The following is a 22,228-nucleotide window of genomic DNA, read 5'->3' as shown; positions in this document are numbered from 1 at the left end:
GCCATGCACTTTCCTACCGTCGCCCTGATCGGCAGATACCAGGACACCGGCCTGGACACACCGCTGAGAGCACTTGCGCACGCGCTGACGCAGGCGGGCCGGCACGTGCTCATCGACGCGGATACGGCGCGCAATACCGGATTGACCGAATACCCCGTCGCCACGCTTGAAGAAATCGGCAAAACCGCATCGCTGGCCGTCGTGATGGGCGGCGACGGCACCGTGCTGGGCGCGGGGCGCCACCTGGCGCCTTACGGCGTGCCGCTGGTGGGCATCAACCACGGGCGCCTGGGCTTCATTACCGACATTGCCCTGCAGGACGCGCACGGCGCGCTTGCCCGCGTGCTGGAAGGCAGCTTCAAGATCGAGGAACGCATGCTGCTGGAAGGCAGTGTGTGGCGCGGCGACCAGAAGATGTATTCCGCGTCTGCCCTGAACGACGTCGTGCTGAACCGCGCCGGGCGCGGCGGCATGATCGAAGTCCGGGTGGAACTGGACGGCGCCTTCATGTACACGCAGCGCGCCGACGGCCTGATCATCGCCACCCCGACCGGTTCCACCGCCTACGCCCTGTCGGCCAACGGCCCCATCCTGCACCCGGGCATGAACGCCATGGTGCTGGTGCCCGTGGCGCCGCAAACGCTATCGAACCGCCCCATCGTCATTCCCGACACGGGCGTGCTGAACATGACGCTCACGGCCATGGGCCGCGTCGAAGTCGGCGCCAGCGTGCATTTCGACATGCAGACCTGGTCCGACCTGCAACCGGGCGACCGCATCGTCGTGCAGCGCGCCCCCCATACCATCCGCTTCGTGCATCCGGAAGGCTACAGCTTCTTCTCCACCCTGCGCCGCAAGCTGCATTGGAACCTGATGCCCCAAGCCACCGACAACGTAGAGTAGTTAGCGCCCCGACATGCTGCGCACCCTGCATATCCGCGACTTCGTCATCGTCGAACAGACCGAGATCCATTTTGGCCCCGGCTTTACCGTCTTCTCCGGCGAGACCGGCGCGGGCAAATCCATTCTGGTGGATGCGCTGGCGCTGGCGCTGGGCGAACGGGGCGACGCCAGCATGCTGCGCGAAGGCGCGCCGCGCGCCGACATCACCGCGGTCTTCGATACGCCCAAGACGCTGCACGCCTGGCTGGCCGAACGAGAGATCGACGCCGACGAGGAACTGTCCCTGCGCCGCGTCATCGACGCGCAGGGCCGCAGCCGCGCCTACATCAACGGCACGCCCGCCACCGTGGCGCAATTGCGCGAACTGGGCGACAGCCTGGTCGACATCCACGGCCAGCATGCGCACCAAAGCCTGATGCGCCCCGACGCCCAGCGCGATCTGCTGGACGCGCACGGCGGCCACGGGGATCTGCGCCATGCCGTCAGCCAGGCCTGGAAGCAATGGCGCGCCCTGGCGCGGCAGCTGGAATCCGCGGAAAAAGACGCCGAAAGCCTGGCGACCGAACGCGAGCGCCTGCAATGGCAGGTCGAGGAACTGGACCAACTGGGCCTGGGCCCGGACGAATGGGATTCGCTGCAATCCGAGCATACGCGCCTGTCGCACTCGCAGTCGCTGCTGGACGGCGCCTCACAGATCCTGGAGGCGCTGGACGGCGAAGGCGACTCCGCGCACCACCGCGTCACCTCGGCCAACCACCGCATCCAGCAGATGCTGCGCCACGACCCCGGCCTGCAAGGCGTTCATGACGAACTGGAATCCGCCCGCATCGCCATCAGCGAAGCCGTTTCCGACCTGAACAACTACGTCAGCCGCGTCGACCTGGACCCGAAGCGGCTCGCCGACGTGGAAGCGCGCCTGAGCCTGGTGTTCGAGACCGCCCGCAAGTTCCGCACGGAACCCGACGCGCTGTGCGAATTGCGCGACTCCCTGCATGCCGAGCTGGCCGCCTTGCAAGCCGCGGGCGACATCGACGCGCTGCGCGCCCAGGCCGCCGCCGCCCAGACGCAGTACGACTCGGCCGCCGCCAAACTGTCTGCCGCCCGCCGCAAGATCGCGAAAGACCTGGGCAAACAGGTCACGCTGGCCATGCAGTCGCTGGCCATGCAGGGCGGCAAGTTCGAGCCCGCGCTGGCGGCGTCCGCGCCGTCCGCGCACGGCAATGAACAAGTGGAATTCCTCGTGGCCGGCCACGCCGGCACCACGCCGCGCCCGCTGGCCAAGGTGGCCTCGGGCGGCGAGCTCTCGCGCATCTCACTGGCGCTGTCCGTCATCGCCAGCCGCGCGGCGCGCGTGCCGACGCTGATCTTCGACGAGGTCGACAGCGGCGTGGGCGGCGCAGTCGCCGAAGCCGTCGGCAAGCTGCTGCGCGAACTGGGCGAACGCCATCAAGTGCTGTGCGTCACTCACCTGCCCCAGGTTGCCGCCTGCGCGAACAACCAGTTCCTGGTCAGCAAGGCCGAATCGCGCGGCACGACGCGCTCCAGCATCGAAGAACTGGACCCGCCCGCCCGCGTCGAGGAAATCGCCCGGATGCTGGGCGGCATCAAGCTCACGGCCACCACGCGCGAACATGCGCGCGAGATGCTGGAAGGCTTCGGCCAAGCCGCCACCTGATCGCCCCGCGCCGGCGTAGCCGGCGATCCCGGCCCCCCAAAAAAAACCCCTTCGAGCAGAAGGGGTTTTGGATTTCACTGGCCCATGGCGAGCGCGGCCACGAACCGTGGGGCGCGCCGGGGGCTTAGCGGCCTTTCAGGCAGCTGCCGCAAATGCCGTAAAGCACCATCGCGTGGCTTTCCAGCGCGAAGGCGTTGTCCTTGGCAATCTTCTGCTGCCGCTTTTCGATGTCCGGGTCCGAAAACTCGACGACTTTCCCGCAATTCGTGCAGATCAGGTGATCGTGGTGATCGCCGTCATTGAGCTCGAACACGGCCTTGCCGCTATCGAACTGGCTGCGCGCAAGAATGCCGGCCTGCTCGAACTGGGTCAGGACGCGGTAGACGGTGGCCAGGCCGATTTCGACGTTTTCGCCGATCAGGGCCCGGTAGACGTCTTCGGCGCTCAGATGGCGTTCGCCCGATTTGCGGAAAATATCAAGAATCTTCAGGCGGGGAAAAGTCGCCTTCAAACCCATGTTCTTCAGTTCGCTTTGGTCGCTCATGGTGTAATCGCTCTCCGTCCGCGTTGGCATGGGCAAGGATAGGTTTACCGCGAGCCGGCTCACCGAATTCATGCCGCCACGCGGAACTATCCTTATGAAACCTTTATGATAACGGTTTTGTCTGCTTCCAAATAATAGGGGCGCGTTGTGTCCATGATTGCACGAATTCCCTCCCGCTCTCTGAAGACCGGTCTGGTCATTGCCACGCTGGCCGTCGCCCTGGCGGGCTGCACCTCGGACAAGTGGGGCTTCCCTTACAAGGCCAGCGTCCAGCAAGGCAACTGGATCACGCAGGAACAGGTTGCGCTGCTCCAGCCGGGCATGACCCGCGAGCAGGTGCGCTTTGCCCTGGGCAGCCCCACGCTGACCAGCGTGCTGCACGCCAACCGCTGGGATTATCCGTACTACTTCAAGCCCGGCTACGGCGAAGCGCAAGAACGCAAGTTCACCGTCTGGTTCGAAAACGACCGGCTGGTGCGCTGGGAAGGCGACAAGCAGCCCGACCTGCAGCCCTACCAGATGAATACGCCGGATTCCGTCGCCGACGAGAAGGCCGACCAGCGCCTGAACCAGGACGAAGCCCGCCTGAAGGAAGAGCAGGACCAGACCAAGCGCGAAGCCGACGCCCCTGTCAGCCCGCTCAATCAATACCCCGGCCAGCCCGGCAACGCGCCCGAACCGCTGCGCTGACACCAAGGATTCTCTATGCGTATTGCTATTGCCGGCGCGAACGGCCGCATGGGCCAGATGCTGATCGAGGCCGTACTGAAGGCCGACGGCCTGGAACTGGCCGTGGCGCTGGGCAGCAAGGGCTCCAGCGCACTGGGCCGCGACGCGGGCGCCACGCTGGGCAAGCAGACCGGCGTCGCCATCACCGATGACCTGGACGCGCTGGCCGGCGCTGACTGCCTGATCGATTTCACCCGCCCCGAAGGCACGCTGGAGCATCTGCAGGCCTGCGTGAGGCACGGCGTGAAAGCCGTCATCGGCACCACCGGCTTCGACGACAACGGCCGCGCCGAAATCGAAGTGGCCGCCCAGAAGACCGCCATCGTGTTCGCGCCCAACATGAGCGTGGGCGTCAACGCCACGCTCAAGCTGCTGGACATGGCCGCACGCATCCTGAATGCCGGCTACGACGTGGAAGTGTTCGAGGCGCATCACCGCAACAAGGTGGATGCCCCGTCGGGCACCGCCTTGAAGATGGGCGAAACCATCGCCTCGGCCTGGGAAGTCGCCCTGCCCGACGTCGCCACCTGGAGCCGCCACGGCGACACCGGCGTGCGCAAGCCCGGCACCATCGGCTTTTCGGTGCTGCGCGGCGGCGATATCGTGGGCGACCACACCGTGTCGTTCTGCGGCATCGGCGAGCGCATCGAGATCTCGCACCGCTCGTCCAGCCGCGCCACCTACGCGGAAGGCGCGCTGCGCGCGGCGCGGTTCCTTGAAGAAAAGACCAACGGCCTGTACGACATGCAGTCCGTGCTGGGTTTCTGATAGCCGCCACGCATGAAAAAAGGACCCTGCCGGGTCCTTTTTTTGGCCTGCCCGCGGGCCTCAGACCACCACGGGCTCGGGTTCCAGCCGCACGCCGTAGCGGGCGGCCACCGCATCCTGCACGGCCCGCGCCAGGCCCATGATGTCGGCGGCGGTGGCGCCGCCCCGGTTGACCAGCACCAGCGCCTGGCGGTCATGCACGCCGGCCGCGCCCAGCGTCCGGCCCTTCCAGCCGCATTGATCGATCAGCCAGCCCGCCGCGAGCTTGTAGCGGCCATCCGGCTGGACGTAGGACACCAGCCCAGGGTGGCGGTCCGTGAGCGCATCGCGCATCGCAGCCGGCACGATCGGATTCTTGAAGAAGCTGCCGGCGTTGCCGATGACCGCCGGATCGGGCAGCTTGGCGCGGCGGATGTCGCAGACGGCGTCGAATACGTCGCGCGCCGAAGGCGACTCGCCGGCCAGCTTAGCGTGGCGCTGCAGGTCGGGGTATCCGAGCACGGGCCGCCAGGGCCGCGGCAGGGAAAAACGCACGCTCACGATGACCCAGCGGCCAGGCGCGTCGTGCTTGAACGCGCTGTCGCGATAGGAATAGCGGCAATCCGCCGCGCGCATCTCCACATAGCGCGCCTCCCGCACATCCCAAGCCGTCAGGCTGTGGAAGCGCTCTTCGAGCTCTACGCCATAGGCGCCGATGTTCTGAACCGGGGCCGCGCCGACGGTGCCGGGTATCAGCGCCAGATTCTCCAGCCCGTCCCATCCCTGTGCGATGCACGCCGACACGAAGCCGTGCCAGCTTTCGCCGCCCGCCGCCTCGACGATCCACGCATCGGGCCGCGCCTCCAGCAGGCGCACGCCCTTGAAGGCCACGCGCGCCACCAGCCCGGGCACCCGCTCCGGCAGCACCAGGTTGCTGCCGCCGCCCAGTACGAGCAGCGGCGATGCCTGCCGCGCCAGCGCGGACAAGGCGGGCAATTGCGCGGGGGCTTTCAGCGTGACGAACGCGCCGGCCTCGGACGCGAGCCCCAGCGTATTCAGGCGGGTAAGGTCCTGAACCACCGGCAGCAAGGAATCGGGCGCGAGGTCAGCGACGGGCGAATTTGACATGTGTGCAGTGCGGTGTGCTATAGTTTCTGTCTTCGCTCATATTACTTGATTGAGTGTTTGACCTGTGTTTCAGGCATTGCCAGCAAGGCAATGCCAGCAAAACCCAAGCCCGTACAGCCATGGCTGCACTCCGGCACGGAAAGCCCAAGAAACCCAGGCCAAGACAAGCTCCAAAAAATCATGGTAGAATGCGCGCCTTCTGATCGATAACCAAGTTGATCAGGGTGAATAAGAAAACAGGTTCTGGGCAGTTCACGGAACCAATGCGGGAGTAGCTCAGTTGGTAGAGCGCAACCTTGCCAAGGTTGAGGTCGCGAGTTCGAGACTCGTCTCCCGCTCCAAATTTTGATCTGCAGCGTTTTTAGATTCTGCGGATCGTTGAAACAAGGGCCTACGGGCCCTTTTTTCATTCCTGCGCCTTTCGCGCCAAGCCCCCCCCTACCTGCTGAATGGCCCTGCAATGCCCGCCATGGTGGCAGCCGCGCGTCGCACGCGATTGCGCCATTTTCGGACCCGTCCAATGGGCTTGCCCCTGTTGTAAACGCTCTAATAAACGCCACAGCGAAGAATGTGGCGTTTATGGGCTCACGCGCCACAGCCGTTCCGCTCAAGAAGACCCCATTGCGGAATTCAGAAACCATGGTAGCGGTCGCGCTAAGAAATGTCGTCAAGCAATACAAGATGGGCCAAGCTCGCATTCACGCATTGGCGCAGATAGACTTGTCCGTACGGCGATCGCGCTTTACCGTCCTCGCGGGAAGATCGGGCAGCGGAAAGACAACCCTGTTGAATCTCATGGGTGGGATAGACCGCCCGGATAGCGGCAAGATATTCATTGCCAACCAAGACCTGTCGACCTTGTCGGATAACGAACTTACCGATTTCCGGGCAAGAAACATCGGCTTCATATTCCAGAACTTCAATCTGATTCCCGTGCTCACGGCGTATGAGAACGTGGAATATCCCCTGATCATTCGCCAGGCTCCCCGCGCAAGACGGCGGGCGCAAGTGCTGAGCGCCCTCGATTCAGTGGGCTTGGCGGACAAAGCCGCGCACATGCCCGGACAACTCTCCGGCGGCCAGCGCCAGCGGGTAGCCATAGCCAGGGCGCTTATCCATCAGCCGCAGATCGTGCTGGCGGATGAACCCACCGCCAACCTCGACAGCGTCACGGGCCAGGCCATCCTGGAACTGCTGCGAAAACTCCAGCTTGAACGCGGGCTTTCCGTCATTTTTTCCTCGCACGACCCCCAGGTCATCGCGGCCGCGGATGAAGTTCACATCGTGAGCGACGGACTCGTGAATGCAGCGATCGCCAATGCAGGCGCCAGCCCGCAAGGGGGTTCAATGGAGCGCTTGCAAGGTGTTTAAGCTGGCCTGGCGCAATCTCCTGAGAAACCGCAGACGAACCGGCGCCACCTTGCTGGCGATGATTGTGGGAATGGTGGGAATACTGTTGTTCGGCGGATATGCGGTAACCATCGAGCGGGGCCTGCAGACCGCATTCGTGCGCTCGATGGGACACATGCAGATTCAGCACAAGGACTACCTGCTGTATGGCAGCGGCAATCCATCGCTGTACGGGATATACGACTACGAAAAAATCCGGTCCCGGATTCAATCCCACGCCGAGCTGCAAAACGATATCAGCGTGATAACTCCGGTATTGACAGCCGGCGGCATCGCCGGCCGGTACGCGACGGGCGCTTCCAAGGCCGTGATGGTTCAGGGAGTGGAAGTCGAAGGACAAAGCAAGCTGCGCAGCTGGAATGCTTACGGAATGAAAATGCGGGTCCTGCCCAACTATCTCGACGGCATGGCGCAGAATTCCGCAGTATTGGGAGGCGGGGTCGCCCGCGTGCTCGGCATATGCGCGCAGGACGAATCGTCTTCCTGCGCATTGCCCACCCTGGATACGCCGCAAGGCGAGGCATTGGCCCAGGACATAGCAAGCCTCAGCCATATGGAACGCCCTGCCGAGGCAGGGGAAGATCAGATCGAGCTATTGACCGCCACGGCCGCCGGCGTGCCCAACATCGCTCGGCTCCAAGTCGTTGGCATCGAAAAGCAAGGCGCCCGCGAGCTCGACGACATCTATGTCGGCGTGCATCTTCCTCAGGCCCAGAATCTGCTGAATGGCGGCGACGGGCAGGTCGCCACGGCGGTTCTGGTGCAACTTTACGATACGGCCCGCCTGCCGTACGTAAAGGCGAAGATCCAGGCAATCCTGCGGGAGGAAATGCCGGGGCAGCCGCTGATCGCGCACGATTTCATGACCTTGCAGCCGCTGTACGAGCGCATCATCACGATGTTCGAAATGATCTTCGGCTTCATCGCCCTGCTGATCGCTTGCGTTGCCATTTTCACGATAGGCAATACGATGAACATGGCAGTAATGGAGCGCACCGTCGAGATCGGCACGCTGCGGTCCATGGGATTGCGCAGAGGAGGCGTTCAATCCCTGTTTCTATGCGAAGGCGCAATGCTGGGAGCAATAGGATGCGTGCTTGGCATAGGCATGGCCTGGATTGCCGCCGGGATAATCAATCGCGCGGAACTGGCCTGGCTTCCTCCCGGCGTGGTCTATCCCAGCCCGATCCACATACAGCTTTGGGCCGAGCCTAAGTTCATCATGGTGTGCGTTGGCGTGTTGATACTGGTGTCGTTGCTATCGACCTGGTTTCCGGCGCAGCGCGCAGCGCGGATCAGCATCGTCGACTCCCTGCGCTACGTTTAATTCGTTCCGATCCAATGCGAAAGCTGTCCGCTGCCCTTCTTTTATTTTTATTCAGCCATGGAGCTGCCGCGATCCCTGACGGACAGGCGCTGCTGGAATACAGCGACGCGGTCAGGAATCCGGACCGGTCCTTTCGCTTGACGGTGCTCTTGACGAGCTACAAGGACGAACATCTCAACCAGACTACCTCCCTGGTGCTGTATTCGCGCGCGGACCCGAACAAGGGGCAGTATCGCAGCCTGCTGCATTTCACCAATCCCAGCCGCGATGCGGGAAAGCTCACTTTAAAGAACGGGAAAGACCTTTGGATTTTCGACCCGCGCAGCAAAGCCAGCGTCCCGATATCGCCGCAACAGCGCTTGTTGGGCCAGGCCGCGAACGGCGACGTCGTTACCGCCAACTGGGGGCTCGACTACACCGTTACCGGCGTCACCGAGGAGAGCATTCTGGACGGCGACCGGATACGCCGCGACAGCTACAAGCTCGACCTGAAAGCGCGCAGGCCGGACGTGACCTACGACACCATGGAACTATGGATCGACAAGGACGGGTATCGCACCCGAAAAGCCAAGTTCTATGCAGCCAGCAAAGCGCTTTTGAAGACTGCGTATTACCGCTCCTACAGGAATGCGCTGGGCAGAGACCGGCCAACCGAAACCATCATCATCGACGGCGTCAATTCAAAGTGGGTGACGATCATGCGCTACGACGATTTCGCCTGGCAAGACGTGCCTGACGCATGGCTGCAGCGTGATTACCTGCCCAGATTCCAACCCGTATATCGCGCGGAATGAGAACAGCAGCGGCAATGACGATGGCGTTGGCGTGCCTGGGAGCGGTGGCAGCAACGGAAGAGACGGATCTGCAGGCCCTGCGCTTTGCCAGCGAACAGGCCGCCCCGGAGACGGTTCAGGAGAGGCCCGTCAAATATGTGTCGGTCCAGCTGGAGGCAGCTGTCGAACTGAGTAAGTCCATGCCCGATTCAAGACGGGCCTCGCTCGACACGTATTGGGACCGCCAGATTGATGGCAATTGGCGAGCCGTGCTGTCAAACCGCATCGACGCGCGCATCAGCCAGGGAGCCAAGGGCGACCATGCCGTCAATCTGCTGAAGGAAGCCTATCTCACGCGGAACTTTGATGGCCATGCGATGCTGGATGCGGGGCGCATCAATGCAAGGTACGGAGTGGCAAGAGGCTATAACCCGACCGATTTCCTGGGCGTCGGCGCCCATCGTTCCATCGTATCCGGCGATCCGGACATGCTGCAGAAGAATCGGCTGGGCAATGCCATGATTCGGTGGCAGCGCTTGTGGGACGAAGCCAGCGTTACCCTGCTGTGGTCCCCGAAGCTGGCGGACAAGCCGGATGCCCGAGGATCGAGCCTGGATTGGGGCGCCAGCAATTCGAAGGAAAGGCTATTGTTTTCTGGCAACTATCGACTGTCCGAGGACCTCAATCCTCAACTTGTCGTGTATCGGGAACAGGGAGGGGAACCGCAAATCGGCGTCAACGCGTCCAGGGTGCTGGGCGAGTCGACCGTAGCTTACTTCGAATGGGCGGGGGGAAAGACCGGCCGCAAGCTTCGGGCCCAGCCGGACGCTGACGAGAAATGGCGCAACCGGCTTTCGACCGGCGCAACATGGACAAGCGACAGCAAGCTCAACCTGACCTTCGAGGTGCAGCGCGATGAGACGGCCACCACTTACCAGCGCCCGAAGCACCCATTCCTTTCCGCCTATCCGACCGGCGTCCAATATCAGCTTGGCGATAATCTCGACCCCCTGGCCCTGCTGAGAGGAAGAGCATCCGTACTGCTGCGCGCCGACTGGCAAGACAGCATCGTGGATAACCTCAACCTTTCTATCTTGCGCGCCCAGAATACGGACGACGATCGCGCCATGGGATGGGCCGAAGCCAGGTATCACCATGGCGTTCTCGATTACGCCCTGCAATGGCAACGCATCTACGGCGAATTGAGCCCTCAAGCGCATGTCCCACGGCAAACGTGGCAGTTCATCGTCAGCTACTTTTACTGATCAAGGTTCGCAGGAAAAAAAGTGATGTATACTCTTGCCTCGCTGATTGACAGCCGCCCAGGACCAAACCCAGGTCTTGCCGGACATGTCACGCAGCAGCCAAGCAAAATGCGGGAGTAGCTCAGTTGGTAGAGCGCAACCTTGCCAAGGTTGAGGTCGCGAGTTCGAGACTCGTCTCCCGCTCCAGATTCCGGTCTGTGAGCTTCGTTGGAAGCATCGCCTGACGAAAGAAGACGGGCCCGCATGGGCCTTTTTCTTTACCGGCCGCGATGCGCGCAAGAAGGAATTTTCGCGCGCTGTGCAAAGGTTTAAAAACCATGTACAATCGCTGTCTTTGGTGAACAGCGCCTTGCGTGAAAAATCGCAGGCAGCCGCATCAAAGCAAGGCAGGACAGCAGTACCCCAAAGAAGTACCCCAAGCGGGAGTAGCTCAGTTGGTAGAGCGCAACCTTGCCAAGGTTGAGGTCGCGAGTTCGAGACTCGTCTCCCGCTCCAAATATAAAGAGGAAGCAACGGCCCACACCGCGCTTCCTTTTTTCTTGCAAGTGCTGGCGCAATGGCAGAGTGGTTATGCAGCGGATTGCAAATCCGTGTACGTCGGTTCGATTCCGGCTTGCGCCTCCAGCATCTTCTCCCCTTCCCCAGCATCTCGTTACCCATCCCTACGCCCCGTCAATCGAATGATTGCTAAGGTGACGCCGTTTTCATTGAACGACGACTCTCCATGCACAACATTTCGGATTCCCGGACGGGCGCGACCCGCCGCTCCTCCTTCTTGACGCTGTCCGCCGCCGCGCTGATCTCCCTGGCGCCGTTCGCCGCCGAAGCCGGCGACAAGCATCATCACCATCACCGCCACAAGGGCGGCGAATACAAGGAGCAGTATTGGGATGGAGCCTGCAAGGTCGAGCGCAAATGGAAGCGCAATGGCGAGTACCGCGAGAAGCGCAAGTGCCGCCCCGATTATGCTTATGGCTACGCACCTCAACCCGTGGCGGTGCCCATGATGCCGGCGTCGCCCGCCATCGTGATCACGCCTTCCATCATCATTCGCCCCTGAACATGGATCAATCGGTGAAGGACGCCCTGGCCCGCTGGCCGAATGTGCCGGCGGTGCACGGCTGGCTGTCGCTGGACGCGCGCGGCCGCTGGCGCCTGCATCCGCAAGGCCAGGCGGCCGGCGGCGGCCCGGGCGAGTCCATCACCAACACCCAGATCCAGGAATTCATCAACCGCAACTACGGGCATGACGAGGCGGGCCGCTGGTTTTTCCAGAACGGTCCGCAGCGGGTATACGTGCGCCTGGACGCCGCACCCTACGTGCTGCGGCTGGCCGACGACAACCGCGCCTTGCTCACGCACACGAATGCGGCGGTGAAGTCAGTCAGCGGATGGTGGCTGGATGACGAAGGGCAGCTCTACGCCATGACGCCGCTGGGCGCCGGCATCGTGCTGGACCGCGATCTGCCGCCGCTCCTGGAACGGATGACGACGGAAGGCGGCGCCGCGCTGCTGGATGCGCTGGCGGACCTGGCGCCCGGCCAGGCCATCACGGCCCGGTATCCCGAGGTCTATGCCGCCGCGCCGCTTCAATCGATGGCGCGACGCGACGCGCCCGCGCGCCTGGGATTCGAGCCGAACCCGGCAGCCGATCCGGCCTGATCCCCTAGGCGCCTTACCGCGCCGCGCTCAGCCGCGGCCGCTCTTGACCAACGCGAACTTGCCGTCGCCCAGCAGGGCGAGCACCGCGGCGGCCACGGTCAGGAAAATCGGATATTCCCAGCCGCCGCCCGTGTTGCCGAAGCCCCAGCCGTTGCCGAAATGCACGGTCGACGCAACGAAAAGCTGCACCACCGCGATGGCGGCGATCCAGCGCGGCACAACGCCCAGGATCAGCAGCACGCCCGCCCCGACTTCGAAGAACGTGACGGGATAGGCCAGCCAGCCGGCGAAGCCGATCTTGGCGAAGAACTGCGCGGTGCCGGGCAGCGTGAAGACGAGCAGCTTGGTCAGGCCGTGGGCCAGGAACATCACGCCAAGCGCGACGCGCAGCAGCAGTGCGGCATAGGGCGCGGTACGGGTATCAATCATTGCAATCATCCTTGTGCGGAATGCGAATCGCCCGGAACGGAAGATTCTTCATGGGCCGTATTCTTGCGATTCCAAAAACAAAGATAAACATGCAGAATTGCAAATTATTGTTCCCCGTTAGGAAACAATCATGGATACCCATACCGCAATGCAGACCTACGCCAAGGTCGTGGAACTGGGCTCATTCGCGGCGGCGGCCGACAAGATGGGCCAGGCCCGTTCCGTGGTTACCCGGCAGATCGCCTACCTGGAACAGAAATACGGTGTGCGCCTGCTCAACCGCACCACCCGCAAGCTCAGCATGACGGATGCGGGACGCGCCTTCTATGAACGCGTGCGCCCCATCCTGGCCGAAGTGGCGGACCTGGAACTGTCGCTGCAGGCCGAAGGCCAGCGTCCCAGCGGCCGGCTGCGGGTCAGCGCCCCCGTTTCGTTCGGCATCCTGCACCTGGGCCCCGCCATCGCCGAGTACCTGCAGCGCTACCCGGACGTGATCATCGACCTGGACCTGAACGACCGCGTGGTGGACCTGGTGGAAGATGGCTACGACGTCGCCGTGCGGATCGGACCGCTCCTGGATTCCTCGCTGGTGGCCCGGCCGCTGGCGCCCCAGCAATTGCTGGTTTGCGCCGCGCCGTCCTATTTGAAGCGCCACGGCGCGCCGGCCGTGCCCGAAGACCTGAAGCAGCACCGCTGCCTGCACTATGCCTATGCCAGCACTGGCAACGAATGGCATTTCGAAAAAGACGGCGTGACGCATCTGGTGCGCGTGAACGCGGCGCTGCGGGCGAACAACGGCGACGTGCTGCGCACCGCCGCGCTGGCCGGCCACGGCATCATCCTGCAGCCGGAATTCCTGGTGGGCGAGGATATCCGCGCGGGACGCCTCACGGCCCTGTTGACCGACTACGCGCACACGCCCATTTCCATGGTCGCCGTCTACCCCCACCGGCGCTTCCTGTCGCCCAAGGTCAGGTCTTTCGTCGAGCACCTGGAAGAGCGCTTCGGCAACCCGTCCCCCGCCGTGCCGGGCCGGCGCGCCACGACCCGCCGCAGCCGTTAGAATCGTACCCATGACCGCCAAATCGCCCATCGCCTACTTCCCCGCGCCGCGCCGTTCCCATTTCTGCAGCCAATGCGGCTCGCCCGTCAACCGCCGGGTGCCGGAAGGCGACAACCGCGAACGCGACATCTGCGATCACTGCGGCGCGATCCACTACCAGAACCCGCGGCTGGTGGTCGGCACGGTGCCGGTCTGGGAAAACCGCGTGCTGCTCTGCCGGCGCGCCATCGAACCGCGCTACAACACCTGGACCCTGCCGGCCGGCTTCATGGAGCTGGGCGAAAGCACGGCGCAGGGCGCGGGGCGCGAAACGCTGGAGGAATCCGGCGCCAAGATCCAGCTTGGCGACATCTACACCATCATCGACGTGCCCCAGATCGAGCAGGTACACGTGTTCTACCTGGCGCAGGCGCTGGGCCCCGAGCTGGATCCCGGCCCCGAGAGCCTCGAAGCCCGCTATTATGACGAGTCCGAGATTCCCTGGGACGACCTGGCGTTCCGCACGGTGGCAAGCACGCTGCGCCTGTTTTTCGAGGACCGCAAGCGCGGCACGTTCGGCCCTCATCACTACACCCTCGAATCGCACCGTTGAAGCTGCCCTGGCTTGCCGCCGACACTCCCTTTCCCCCCGCGGAATTCGCGCTGACGGATCCCGACGGCCTGCTGGCCGCCGGCGCCGACCTGTCCCCCGCCCGGCTCGTCCAGGCTTATTCAAACGGCATCTTCCCCTGGTATTCGGAAGGCGAGCCCGTCCTCTGGTGGAGCCCCGATCCGCGCATGGTGCTGGCCGTGAAGGACTTCGCGCCATCGCACTCCCTGCGCAAGCTGCTCAGGCAGGTCGCAAGCCAGGAGCAGGACGCCGCGCCGCGCGTGCAGGTGCGCGTGGACACGGCCTTCCCGCAGGTCATGGCGGCCTGCGCCGCGCCGCGCGACGGCCAGCCGGGCACGTGGATCACCGCCGCCATGCAGGAGGCCTACCGGGCCTGGCATGAGGCCGGCTACGTGCACAGCATCGAAACCTGGATCGACGGCGAACTGGCCGGCGGCCTGTACGGCATCAGCCTGGGGCGCATGTTCTTCGGCGAATCCATGTTCACCCGCGCGCCCAACGCGTCCAAGATCGCGCTGGCCTACCTGGTGCGCTACCTGGCCGCGCAGGACGTGGAGTGGATCGACTGCCAGCAGCAGACGCGCCACCTGGCCAGCATGGGCGCCCGCCCCCGATCCCGGGCGCGGTTTCTCCAGCATGTCCGCCGGACCACCTCGCAGCCGGGCATTGCGTGGGCCGCGGGCACGCTCGACAGCGCCGGCAGGCTGCATCCGGGGGCGTCCGCGGACCCCGCGTCGGATGCCGGGTTAAGCGTTAATATGTAGCCATCCCGTCACGGGCTTGCCGCCGTCAAGCGGGATTCCCAATGAGCCAGCTTAAAGAGCTACCCTTCTCCACGCTGCAGTTCTATGCAACCGCCCCCTACCCTTGCAGCTACCTGCCGGGTCGCCAGGCCCGGTCGCAAGTCGCCGCGCCCGGCCACCTGATCAACGCGGGCACGTATTCCCAACTGGTGGAACAGGGCTTTCGCCGCAGCGGGCTCTTCACTTACCGTCCCCATTGCGACAATTGCCACGCCTGTGTCCCCGTGCGCGTGGATACGGCGGGCTTTGCCCCCAACCGCAGCCAGCGCCGCGCCTGGCGCGACCACCAGCATCTGCAGTCCTTCGTGGCGGAACTGGCCTGGTCGCCCGAGCACTACCGGCTCTACACCCGCTATCAGCAGGGCCGGCACCCGGGCGGCGGCATGGACGAGGACAGCCGCACCCAATATGCGCAATTCCTGCTCACCAGCCGCGTGAACACCCGGCTGGTCGAATTCCGCGACGCCGCAGGCGCGCTGATGATGGTGTCCATCATCGACGTGCTGGACGACGGCCTGTCTTCCGTCTACACCTTCTATGACCCCGACATCGCGGGCGGCCTGGGAACCTACAGCATCCTGTGGCAGATCGAGCAGTGCCGCGCGCTGAACCTGCCCTGGCTGTACCTGGGCTATTGGATCGCGGACAGCCGCAAGATGTCCTATAAGTCGAGCTTTCACCCGGCCCAGTTCCTGGTCGAGGGCGAATGGCGCGATCAGCCCGAACCGCCGGCCGCCTGATTTCCCTGGCGAATGTCTTGCGTGCCTTCGGCCCGCCGCAAGGCCGGCAAAATTCGCTCTACAATTCCGCCCCATGTCTATCCTCTTCCACGCCTATCCCCTGGCCCGCCCGGCGCTGTTCGCCATGGATGCGGAAACCGCCCACGAAGTCACCTTGTCGGCCCTGCAGCGCGCCTACGAGTGCGGCGCCACCCGCAAGCTCATGCACGGGCAGCCCAAGGCCCCCTGCACGCTGATGGGGATGCAGCTGGCCAACCCGATCGGGCTGGCGGCCGGCCTGGACAAGAACGGCGCCTATATCGACGCGCTGGGCAACCTGGGTTTCGGCTTTATCGAAGTGGGTACGGTCACCCCCCGAGCGCAGCCCGGCAATCCGAAGCCGCGCATGTTCCGGCTGCCGCGCGCCAATGCGCTGATCAACCGGCTGGGCTTCAACAACCAGGGCCTGGAAGCCTTCCTGGCCAATGTGCAGCGCAGCACGTGGCGCCAGCAAGGCGGAATCCTCGGGCTGAACATCGGCAAGAACGCGGATACGCCGATCGAGCGCGCGGCGGACGACTACCTGATCGGCCTGGAAGGCGTGTACCCGCATGCCGACTACGTCACGGTGAACATTTCTTCGCCCAACACCAAGAACCTGCGCGCGCTGCAAAGCGGCGACGAGCTGTCCGCGCTGCTGGGGCAACTGGCGGACAAGCGCCGGACGCTCGAGGACCAGCACCAGCGCCGGGTCCCGATCGCCGTGAAGATCGCCCCCGACCTGACCGAAGAGCAGATCGACGCCATCGCCGACACGTTGCCGCGCCACGGCATCGACGGCGTCATCGCCACGAACACCACGCTGTCGCGCGATGCGGTGGCGGGCCAGGCGCATGCGGAAGAAGCCGGCGGGCTGTCCGGCGCGCCGGTGCATGAATTGTCGCTGGCGGTCATCCGCCGCCTGAAAGCGCGGCTGGGCGACAGCCTGGCCATCATCGGCGTGGGCGGCGTGCTGTCGGGCCAGCAGGCCCGCGAAAAGCTGGAAGCCGGGGCCGACGCGGTGCAGCTTTATACGGGCCTGATCTATCGCGGCCCCGCCCTGGTGGGCGAGTGCGTGCGCGCCGTGGCGCGCCGCTAAAGACCGCGGGCCGGCAGGCGGCTCAAAAAACAGGCAAAAAAAGGGGCCACCCTGCGGGTGGCCCTAATTCCAGCTCTGCTCTGTCACTCAACAGTACTACATTACTGCGATTTGCGCAGCATCGCGCGCCAAAAACTTAGGCGGTGCGACGGCTGCGGTTGGCAACCTTGGTGGCGGCATCGGCGGCATCCGTGGCAGCCTTGAAGGTCGCGTTGGCGGCGGCATTCAGGTTCGACTCGGCGACTTCAGCGGCCTGCTTGGCGGCCTTGGTCATCGAATCGTAGGCGCTGGTCGCGGTGGCCAGCGAGGACTTGATCAGGGCAACGGCGCTTTCGGAGCCGGTCGGGGCGTTCTTGGAGAACTGGTCGACGGCATCGCTCAGCTGCTGCTGGCTTTCGGCGATCTGTTCTTCGGTCAGCTTGACCAGGCTGCCTTGCACGCCGGCGACGATGTCGTACACGTGCTTGGTGTAGGCCATGGCCTTTTCGGCGCCCGGCTGCAGCAGGCCCGAGGCGAACGCGGCGGCTTCCTGCGGATCCTTCACTTCAGCGGCTTGTTGCGACTTCTGGGCGACTTCGTCCAGAGTGGCCTTCACGACCTTCAGGTTCAGCTCGACCAGCTTTTCAAAGCCGGCGAAAACGGCGGACTGGGCGGCCACGAAAGTATTGATGCTGGCCTTTTGACGGTCCAGGACTTGTTGCGGAATTGCGCTCATAGAATGCTCCTTTAGGGGTAGCCGGAGGCTGTCCGGCGAATAAGGATGGTTGTCTGCGACGAACTATAGAAACGTGCGCGGAAACTGGTACTACAAGCTACCGCCGGCCCGTTTGATGCACTGCACAATTCACATTCTAGACTGGGCAAAAAACTTGTCAAGCGCTTTTTGTGCAGCGCAACAACTATTTGCACTTTAACGGTGCGCCCGCCCTGCCCGGTTTGATCCTGCTCAATGATTTCCCATGATTCGGGAAATACCGGACATGACGCCGTATCAATTCTTTTCTAAACTGCTTGCACGCTGATGACAAACAAATACAACCTACATGTCAGCGGTCAATAACTACATCGCAGCAAGTAAAACCCTGCAATCGGAGACCTCATGACCCTTATTCCCCGCACGCTTTCGGCCATGCTCGCGGCCAGCGCCATGCTCGCGGCCGGCGCCGCCCAAGCGGAATTCCCGGAACGCCCCATCAACATGGTGGTGCCGTTCGCCGCAGGCGGTCCGACGGATAACGTCGCCCGCTCGCTCGCGGAAGCCATGCGGCCGACGTTGGGCCAGACGGTCGTGGTTGAGAACAAGGGCGGCGCCGGCGGCACGATCGGCACCACCCAGGTGGCCCGCTCGCAGCCGGACGGCTACTCCGTCCTGCTGATGCACGCCGGCTTCTCGACCGCCCCCTCGCTCTACAAGAATCCGGGGTACGACCCCTTCAAGAGCTTCGAGCCCATCGGCCTGGTGGTCGACGTGCCCATGACCATCGTCGCGCGCTCGGACTTCCCGCCCAACACCATCCAGGAACTGGCCGACTACGTCAAAAAGAACAAGGACAAGGTGTCCCTGGCCAATGCCGGCATCGGCGCCGCCAGCCACCTGTGCGGCACCATGCTGGTGGAAGCGCTGGGCGTCCAGCTGCTGACCATCCCCTACAAGGGAACCGCGCCGGCCATGAATGACCTGCTGGGCAAGCAGGTTGACCTGATGTGCGACCAGACCACCAACACCACCCAGCAAATCGAAGCCGGCAAAGTAAAGGCCTATGCCGTCACCAGCCTGAAGCGCGTTCCCACGCTGCCCAAGCTGCCGACCATGGACGAATCCGGCTACAAGGGCTTTGAAGTGGGCATCTGGCACGGAATGTGGGTGCCGAAGGGCACGCCCAAGCCTGTCGTCGACAAGCTCGTCAAGAGCCTGCAGGCCGGCCTGGCCGATCCCAAGTTCCAGGACCGCATGAAGCAGCTGGGCGCAACCGTCCTGACGTCCGAAGCCAATCCCCAAGCGCTGGAAGCCAAGGTGAAGCAGCAAGTCCCGCAGTGGGCAGAGCTCTTCAAGAAGGCCGGCGTCGAACAGCAATAAGCTCGTTCAGCAAGAAAGCCGCCTTATCCCAGGCGGCTTTTTTTGTGGGCGGCGGTTGTGCTAGGGCCGCAAGGCCTCGGCCGCCATGCCCAGGCCGTTGAAGCCGGTGGACACCGACGGTTCGTAGCCCAGCGCCTCGGAAATGCTGGCGGCCGTGTCGACCAGGGCCTTGATCCAATCGTCCTGCAGGCGTTCGGCGGGCGCCGAGATGGACAGGCCCGCCACCAGCTTGCCGGTATCGTCGAAGATGCCCGCCGCGATGCAGCGCACGCCAAGCTCCAGCTCTTCGTTATCGCGCGCATAGCCATGGCGGCGCACCAGCGCCAATTCGCGTTCCAGGCGGTCCAGGTCGGTCAGGCTGTTGCGCGTATGGCCGGCCAGTCCCGTGCGCAGCGCATAGGCGCGAACCTGGCGCGTGTCGCCGGTGGACAGGAACAGCTTGCCCGTGGACGTCAGGTGCAAGGGCGCGCGGCCGCCGATGGCGCGCACAACCTGCATGCCCGAGCGTTCGCTCCAGGCGCGGTCGATATAGACGATCTCGTCGCCCTGCTGGACCGACAGGTTGATGGTCTGGCCCGTGAGCTTGTGCAGCGAACGCATCGCGGGAATGGCCGCCTCGCGCACATTCAGCCGCCCCTTGACCAGCGAACCCAGCTCCAGCAGGCGCATGCCGAGCTGGTACAGGCCGTTGTCGACGCGTTCGACGTAGCGGCCCACGACCAGGTCGTTCAGGATGCGGTGCGCGGTGGACGCGTGCAGGCCGGTCGTCGCGGACAGCTCCTTGAGGGTCACGGGATCCGGCTGCGCGGCCAGGGCGTCGAGCAAACGCATGGCGCGCTCGATGACCTGGATGGCGATGGGATGGGCGGAAGCGCCTTCGGTCTCGGCGTCCAGGGGATTGCGGGGGGTCGAAAGACGGGTCATGGGGAAGATAGGCTAGCGCCGCGCCGCCGACAAAAAACAGACTTGCGGCAATGCAGCAAATGGTTCTTTCCCGTATTGTGAAATTTACCGAGCCGTTTGGCAATCAGATTTTGTTCAATAAAACGGGGTTGCTCCCCGTTTATGAACGTGCGGTTCAAGCGGCGGCAGGCGGCGCCAGCTTCCCGCCCAGGCGCAACACCTCCGCCCGCAAGAACTCCAAAGCCTCCGCCGCCGCCTCGGGTTCGCCCTTCACGCCCAGTTCGATGTGGGGGGTTCCGCCCGCCTCTCCGACGCTGGGCAGGCTGAAGGCGCGCACATCGGGCCAGCGCGTTTCCACGCTGATCATGGCTGGCGTGATGCGCGATTCGGGCATGCTGAAAACCAGAAAGGAATGCTCGGCATGGGCCCGCACATGCTGCAGTGCACGATAGCGGGTGTCCAGCGTCCATTCCAGCATCGGCCAGGCCATGACCGGGAAGCCCGGCACAAAGGTGTGGTCCCGGATGAAGAAGCCGGGAATCCGGTTGTACGGGTTGGGAACGATCTCGCAGCCCTGCGGGAACATGCCCATCTGCAGGCGCTGCTGGTTTTCGGGCGCGCTCATGTCGGCCGTGCCCTGCCCCTTGGCGGCCATTTCCTGGGTGCGCAGTGCGATCGCCTGCTCGGCCTCGGGGTGCAGCGCCAGGGGCAGGCCCAGGGCGGCTGCCGCGGCTTGCCGGGTGTGGTCGTCCGGCGTGCCGCCGATGCCGCCGCAGGAAAGCACCACGTCCCCGGTGGCAAAGCTGCGTTTGTAGGCGGCCACCAGCGCATCGCGCTCGTCCGGCAGGAACTCGGCCCAGTTCAGGCGCATGCCGCGCGCGCTCAGGAGTTCGACGATCTTGGAAAAATGCTTGTCCTGACGACGGCCCGAGAGGATTTCATCCCCGACGATGATGAGGCCGATGCGACGGGCGGCGGATTCTGCGGCCATGTCCAGTTCCAGAGGGTAAGAGGGAAGACGCCGGTCAGACGTCGATGACGCGGTCCTGGCGCAAGCGCTTGAGCGCGTCCAGGCCGTAGTGCGCGTAGACCAGCGCCGAAAACACCGGCAGGATAATCCACGCGGGCGGCAGCAGGTTCAAGAGCGAACAGATCAGGCCGATGGTCCAGAAACCGCCGTTGTTCCGCTCCAGGATGAGCTTGCGTTCGGACGGGCTGGCGTGCTCGACGATGGCGTCCACCCGCATCATGCGCGAGAAGGCGAACGCCCACCAGAATATGGACAGCACGATGGCCATGGGCGGCACCAGCCACAGCGGCAGCGTCAGCACCCAGCCGGCGGCGAAGGCGGCGGACACCCAGACGGCATTCCAGACGCTGACCGCGGTGGAGAATTTGCCGCGCCGGCCCACCGTGGCGTACTCGCGCTGGCCCACGTGGCGCAGCACCAGCGGCATGACGAAGACGGCGGCGATCGCCAGCCCGAGTATGCCGGACACCGGCAGCAGGATGGCGGCGGCGATGACCGGGATCAGGTAGATCTTGAGCGAAAACAGCCCCACCGCGACCAGCCATTCGTCGACGCGGTTGACGAACTCCCAGTGCGAGACCTCGGTGCGCAGCCAGTCGGTCAGCGGCGTCCAGAACAGCCACAGCAGCAGAAAGGCGCCCATCAGCGCAATCAGGAAAGGCAGCAGCACCGCGAACAGCATGGTCGGGTGGCATTGGGACACCAGCGCGCGCTTGAACGCCTGGCCCACGCTGACGGCGCCGGTGGCCGCGCCGGGCAGGCGGCCGTTCTCGGGCGTGGCGGAATCAGTGCGCAAGACGGTCATGGCGGTCAAAATAGTGGGTAGACATCCCGGGTATGATAGTCAAACACGCCCTGATCTGCTCACATGTCTCTACTTGTACCCGGTACCGACCTTGCCGCCCTGCGCGCGCGGCTGGGCTCATCGTCCAGCACCTGGCTGGTCGCCTGTTTCTGCGCGGCCTGGTGCGACACCTGCGAGCAATACAAGCCCAAGCTGCAAGCCCTGGCCGACACCCTGCCGCAGCACGTCTTCGCCTGGATCGACATCGAAGACCACGCCGAACTGCTGGGCGACGAAGACGTCGAGAACTTCCCGACGCTGCTGGTGCAGATCGGCGCGCGCGTGGTGTTCTATGGCCCCATGCTGCCGCATATCGGCCACCTGGAGCGCCTGCTGGAAAGCCTGAGCGCAGACAGCGCCCCGATCGCCACCGCCCTGCCCGACCTGCCCCGGATGCTGGCCGCCTGACGCCGCCGCGGCCCCGGGCGAAAAACACAAAACCCGCAACG

24 protein-coding genes and 4 tRNA genes are annotated in these 22,228 nt (G+C 64.2%); 21 read left to right on the top strand and 7 right to left on the bottom strand.

The genetic code is table 11. The features are described 5' to 3' along the window. Window positions 1-3: 3 nt before the first annotated feature. Together ACFWP0_RS19510 and recN are read left to right on the top strand one after the other, a co-directional pair. Window positions 4-903 (top strand): NAD kinase, encoded by a 900-nt coding sequence (locus ACFWP0_RS19510; protein ID WP_377844778.1) that lies wholly within the window; start codon window positions 4-6, stop codon window positions 901-903. A gap of 13 nt (window positions 904-916) precedes the next feature. Continuing rightward, the gene (gene recN, locus ACFWP0_RS19505) at window positions 917-2,578 is read left to right on the top strand and encodes a DNA repair protein RecN (RefSeq protein ID WP_377844776.1); all 1,662 of its coding nucleotides are present in this window, start codon (window positions 917-919) and stop codon (window positions 2,576-2,578) included. A 124-nt stretch (window positions 2,579-2,702) separates the two neighbouring features. Here the strand turns inward: recN and fur are convergent, their stop codons facing one another. Continuing rightward, the gene (fur, locus tag ACFWP0_RS19500; RefSeq protein WP_171661856.1) at window positions 2,703-3,122 is read right to left on the bottom strand and encodes a ferric iron uptake transcriptional regulator; all 420 of its coding nucleotides are present in this window, start codon (window positions 3,120-3,122) and stop codon (window positions 2,703-2,705) included. Between the two features lie 153 nt (window positions 3,123-3,275). Here fur and ACFWP0_RS19495 point away from each other — a divergent pair, with 153 nt between their 5' ends. Beyond that, entirely contained in the window at window positions 3,276-3,812 is a 537-nt protein-coding gene (locus tag ACFWP0_RS19495; protein WP_377844774.1) for an outer membrane protein assembly factor BamE, read from the top strand. Between the two features lie 15 nt (window positions 3,813-3,827). Beyond that, window positions 3,828-4,619: a 4-hydroxy-tetrahydrodipicolinate reductase gene (dapB, locus tag ACFWP0_RS19490; protein WP_377844772.1), complete on the top strand. Its 792-nt coding sequence runs from the start codon at window positions 3,828-3,830 to the stop codon at window positions 4,617-4,619. A 60-nt stretch (window positions 4,620-4,679) separates the two neighbouring features. On the opposite strand, the gene murB is transcribed toward dapB, so the two are convergent. Beyond that, window positions 4,680-5,726 carry a UDP-N-acetylmuramate dehydrogenase gene (murB, locus tag ACFWP0_RS19485; protein ID WP_377844770.1) on the bottom strand — a complete coding sequence of 349 codons (1,047 nt, stop codon included), beginning with the start codon at window positions 5,724-5,726 and terminating at the stop codon, window positions 4,680-4,682. A gap of 265 nt (window positions 5,727-5,991) precedes the next feature. On the opposite strand from murB, the gene ACFWP0_RS19480 reads away from it, so the two are divergent. The 10 genes from ACFWP0_RS19480 to ACFWP0_RS19435 all read left to right on the top strand — a co-directional run bounded on the left by ACFWP0_RS19480 (window position 5,992) and on the right by ACFWP0_RS19435 (window position 12,163). After that, a tRNA-Gly gene (locus ACFWP0_RS19480) sits at window positions 5,992-6,067 on the top strand. Between the two features lie 298 nt (window positions 6,068-6,365). Further along, a complete protein-coding gene (locus ACFWP0_RS19475; protein WP_377844768.1) occupies window positions 6,366-7,097 on the top strand; it encodes an ABC transporter ATP-binding protein in 732 nt (243 codons plus the stop codon). After that, window positions 7,090-8,463, top strand: coding sequence for an ABC transporter permease (locus ACFWP0_RS19470; protein WP_377844767.1), 1,374 nt, complete (start codon window positions 7,090-7,092; stop codon window positions 8,461-8,463). Before ACFWP0_RS19475 ends, ACFWP0_RS19470 begins: the two co-directional genes overlap by 8 nt. A 14-nt stretch (window positions 8,464-8,477) precedes the next feature. Then, window positions 8,478-9,257, top strand: coding sequence for an outer membrane lipoprotein-sorting protein (locus tag ACFWP0_RS19465; RefSeq protein ID WP_377844765.1), 780 nt, complete (start codon window positions 8,478-8,480; stop codon window positions 9,255-9,257). Window positions 9,258-9,271: 14 nt separating this feature from the next. Further along, window positions 9,272-10,501: a hypothetical protein gene (locus tag ACFWP0_RS19460; protein ID WP_377844763.1), complete on the top strand. Its 1,230-nt coding sequence runs from the start codon at window positions 9,272-9,274 to the stop codon at window positions 10,499-10,501. Window positions 10,502-10,611: 110 nt separating this feature from the next. Beyond that, window positions 10,612-10,687 (top strand) — tRNA-Gly (locus tag ACFWP0_RS19455). A gap of 233 nt (window positions 10,688-10,920) precedes the next feature. Next, window positions 10,921-10,996, top strand: a tRNA-Gly gene (locus ACFWP0_RS19450). Between the two features lie 55 nt (window positions 10,997-11,051). Further along, window positions 11,052-11,125 (top strand) — tRNA-Cys (locus ACFWP0_RS19445). Window positions 11,126-11,225: 100 nt separating this feature from the next. Continuing rightward, complete coding sequence (locus ACFWP0_RS19440; protein ID WP_377844761.1) at window positions 11,226-11,561, top strand: hypothetical protein; 336 nt, start codon at window positions 11,226-11,228, stop codon at window positions 11,559-11,561. 2 nt (window positions 11,562-11,563) lie between these two features. Then, window positions 11,564-12,163: a DUF2946 family protein gene (locus ACFWP0_RS19435; RefSeq protein WP_377844759.1), complete on the top strand. Its 600-nt coding sequence runs from the start codon at window positions 11,564-11,566 to the stop codon at window positions 12,161-12,163. A 27-nt stretch (window positions 12,164-12,190) separates the two neighbouring features. On the opposite strand, the gene ACFWP0_RS19430 is transcribed toward ACFWP0_RS19435, so the two are convergent. Then, complete coding sequence (locus tag ACFWP0_RS19430; protein ID WP_377844757.1) at window positions 12,191-12,592, bottom strand: DoxX family protein; 402 nt, start codon at window positions 12,590-12,592, stop codon at window positions 12,191-12,193. Window positions 12,593-12,722: 130 nt separating this feature from the next. On the opposite strand from ACFWP0_RS19430, the gene ACFWP0_RS19425 reads away from it, so the two are divergent. The 5 genes from ACFWP0_RS19425 to ACFWP0_RS19405 all read left to right on the top strand — a co-directional run bounded on the left by ACFWP0_RS19425 (window position 12,723) and on the right by ACFWP0_RS19405 (window position 16,925). Next, complete coding sequence (locus ACFWP0_RS19425) at window positions 12,723-13,655, top strand: LysR family transcriptional regulator (RefSeq protein WP_377844755.1); 933 nt, start codon at window positions 12,723-12,725, stop codon at window positions 13,653-13,655. Between the two features lie 10 nt (window positions 13,656-13,665). Beyond that, window positions 13,666-14,247, top strand: coding sequence for an NUDIX hydrolase (locus ACFWP0_RS19420; protein ID WP_377844754.1), 582 nt, complete (start codon window positions 13,666-13,668; stop codon window positions 14,245-14,247). After that, window positions 14,244-15,029: a leucyl/phenylalanyl-tRNA--protein transferase gene (aat, locus tag ACFWP0_RS19415; protein ID WP_377844752.1), complete on the top strand. Its 786-nt coding sequence runs from the start codon at window positions 14,244-14,246 to the stop codon at window positions 15,027-15,029. The genes ACFWP0_RS19420 and aat overlap by 4 nt, the downstream gene beginning before the upstream one ends. A gap of 41 nt (window positions 15,030-15,070) precedes the next feature. Next, complete coding sequence (locus tag ACFWP0_RS19410) at window positions 15,071-15,808, top strand: arginyltransferase (protein ID WP_377844751.1); 738 nt, start codon at window positions 15,071-15,073, stop codon at window positions 15,806-15,808. A gap of 73 nt (window positions 15,809-15,881) precedes the next feature. Continuing rightward, complete coding sequence (locus ACFWP0_RS19405; protein ID WP_377844749.1) at window positions 15,882-16,925, top strand: quinone-dependent dihydroorotate dehydrogenase; 1,044 nt, start codon at window positions 15,882-15,884, stop codon at window positions 16,923-16,925. Between the two features lie 136 nt (window positions 16,926-17,061). Here ACFWP0_RS19405 and phaP read toward each other — a convergent pair whose 3' ends face one another. After that, the gene (phaP, locus tag ACFWP0_RS19400) at window positions 17,062-17,640 is read right to left on the bottom strand and encodes a TIGR01841 family phasin (RefSeq protein ID WP_377844747.1); all 579 of its coding nucleotides are present in this window, start codon (window positions 17,638-17,640) and stop codon (window positions 17,062-17,064) included. A 384-nt stretch (window positions 17,641-18,024) separates the two neighbouring features. Here phaP and ACFWP0_RS19395 point away from each other — a divergent pair, with 384 nt between their 5' ends. Next, window positions 18,025-19,002 (top strand): tripartite tricarboxylate transporter substrate binding protein BugD, encoded by a 978-nt coding sequence (locus ACFWP0_RS19395; RefSeq protein WP_377844745.1) that lies wholly within the window; start codon window positions 18,025-18,027, stop codon window positions 19,000-19,002. A gap of 60 nt (window positions 19,003-19,062) precedes the next feature. On the opposite strand, the gene ACFWP0_RS19390 is transcribed toward ACFWP0_RS19395, so the two are convergent. From ACFWP0_RS19390 to ACFWP0_RS19380, 3 genes are all read right to left on the bottom strand, one after another. Beyond that, window positions 19,063-19,926: an IclR family transcriptional regulator gene (locus ACFWP0_RS19390; protein ID WP_377844744.1), complete on the bottom strand. Its 864-nt coding sequence runs from the start codon at window positions 19,924-19,926 to the stop codon at window positions 19,063-19,065. A gap of 154 nt (window positions 19,927-20,080) precedes the next feature. Beyond that, window positions 20,081-20,896: a competence/damage-inducible protein A gene (locus ACFWP0_RS19385; protein WP_377844742.1), complete on the bottom strand. Its 816-nt coding sequence runs from the start codon at window positions 20,894-20,896 to the stop codon at window positions 20,081-20,083. A gap of 34 nt (window positions 20,897-20,930) precedes the next feature. Further along, complete coding sequence (locus tag ACFWP0_RS19380) at window positions 20,931-21,740, bottom strand: EI24 domain-containing protein (RefSeq protein WP_377844740.1); 810 nt, start codon at window positions 21,738-21,740, stop codon at window positions 20,931-20,933. A 63-nt stretch (window positions 21,741-21,803) separates the two neighbouring features. Here ACFWP0_RS19380 and ACFWP0_RS19375 point away from each other — a divergent pair, with 63 nt between their 5' ends. Further along, window positions 21,804-22,187: a thioredoxin family protein gene (locus ACFWP0_RS19375; RefSeq protein ID WP_377844738.1), complete on the top strand. Its 384-nt coding sequence runs from the start codon at window positions 21,804-21,806 to the stop codon at window positions 22,185-22,187. Window positions 22,188-22,228: the final 41 nt, after the last annotated feature.

This window comes from Achromobacter sp. NPDC058515 (genome assembly GCF_042721735.1).
In the GTDB taxonomy this organism is placed as follows: Bacteria; Pseudomonadota; Gammaproteobacteria; order Burkholderiales; family Burkholderiaceae_B; genus Achromobacter.
The sequence above is the reverse complement of the archived record's forward strand: the minus strand, read 5'-3'. Positions and strand labels throughout refer to the sequence as shown.

Coding starts and splice junctions, on each gene's coding strand:
- ACFWP0_RS19425 (WP_377844755.1), top strand. CDS start 12,723: ATGGATACCCATACCGCAATGCAGACCTACGCCAAGGTCGTGGAACTG.
- fur (WP_171661856.1), bottom strand. CDS start 3,122: ATGAGCGACCAAAGCGAACTGAAGAACATGGGTTTGAAGGCGACTTTT.
- ACFWP0_RS19440 (WP_377844761.1), top strand. CDS start 11,226: ATGCACAACATTTCGGATTCCCGGACGGGCGCGACCCGCCGCTCCTCC.
- ACFWP0_RS19385 (WP_377844742.1), bottom strand. CDS start 20,896: ATGGCCGCAGAATCCGCCGCCCGTCGCATCGGCCTCATCATCGTCGGG.
- ACFWP0_RS19375 (WP_377844738.1), top strand. CDS start 21,804: ATGTCTCTACTTGTACCCGGTACCGACCTTGCCGCCCTGCGCGCGCGG.
- ACFWP0_RS19465 (WP_377844765.1), top strand. CDS start 8,478: ATGCGAAAGCTGTCCGCTGCCCTTCTTTTATTTTTATTCAGCCATGGA.
- ACFWP0_RS19380 (WP_377844740.1), bottom strand. CDS start 21,740: ATGACCGTCTTGCGCACTGATTCCGCCACGCCCGAGAACGGCCGCCTG.
- ACFWP0_RS19395 (WP_377844745.1), top strand. CDS start 18,025: ATGACCCTTATTCCCCGCACGCTTTCGGCCATGCTCGCGGCCAGCGCC.
- ACFWP0_RS19475 (WP_377844768.1), top strand. CDS start 6,366: ATGGTAGCGGTCGCGCTAAGAAATGTCGTCAAGCAATACAAGATGGGC.
- ACFWP0_RS19410 (WP_377844751.1), top strand. CDS start 15,071: ATGAGCCAGCTTAAAGAGCTACCCTTCTCCACGCTGCAGTTCTATGCA.
- ACFWP0_RS19460 (WP_377844763.1), top strand. CDS start 9,272: ATGACGATGGCGTTGGCGTGCCTGGGAGCGGTGGCAGCAACGGAAGAG.
- ACFWP0_RS19390 (WP_377844744.1), bottom strand. CDS start 19,926: ATGACCCGTCTTTCGACCCCCCGCAATCCCCTGGACGCCGAGACCGAA.
- recN (WP_377844776.1), top strand. CDS start 917: ATGCTGCGCACCCTGCATATCCGCGACTTCGTCATCGTCGAACAGACC.
- dapB (WP_377844772.1), top strand. CDS start 3,828: ATGCGTATTGCTATTGCCGGCGCGAACGGCCGCATGGGCCAGATGCTG.
- ACFWP0_RS19405 (WP_377844749.1), top strand. CDS start 15,882: ATGTCTATCCTCTTCCACGCCTATCCCCTGGCCCGCCCGGCGCTGTTC.
- ACFWP0_RS19420 (WP_377844754.1), top strand. CDS start 13,666: ATGACCGCCAAATCGCCCATCGCCTACTTCCCCGCGCCGCGCCGTTCC.
- ACFWP0_RS19510 (WP_377844778.1), top strand. CDS start 4: ATGCACTTTCCTACCGTCGCCCTGATCGGCAGATACCAGGACACCGGC.
- ACFWP0_RS19435 (WP_377844759.1), top strand. CDS start 11,564: ATGGATCAATCGGTGAAGGACGCCCTGGCCCGCTGGCCGAATGTGCCG.
- ACFWP0_RS19495 (WP_377844774.1), top strand. CDS start 3,276: ATGATTGCACGAATTCCCTCCCGCTCTCTGAAGACCGGTCTGGTCATT.
- ACFWP0_RS19430 (WP_377844757.1), bottom strand. CDS start 12,592: ATGATTGATACCCGTACCGCGCCCTATGCCGCACTGCTGCTGCGCGTC.
- phaP (WP_377844747.1), bottom strand. CDS start 17,640: ATGAGCGCAATTCCGCAACAAGTCCTGGACCGTCAAAAGGCCAGCATC.
- murB (WP_377844770.1), bottom strand. CDS start 5,726: ATGTCAAATTCGCCCGTCGCTGACCTCGCGCCCGATTCCTTGCTGCCG.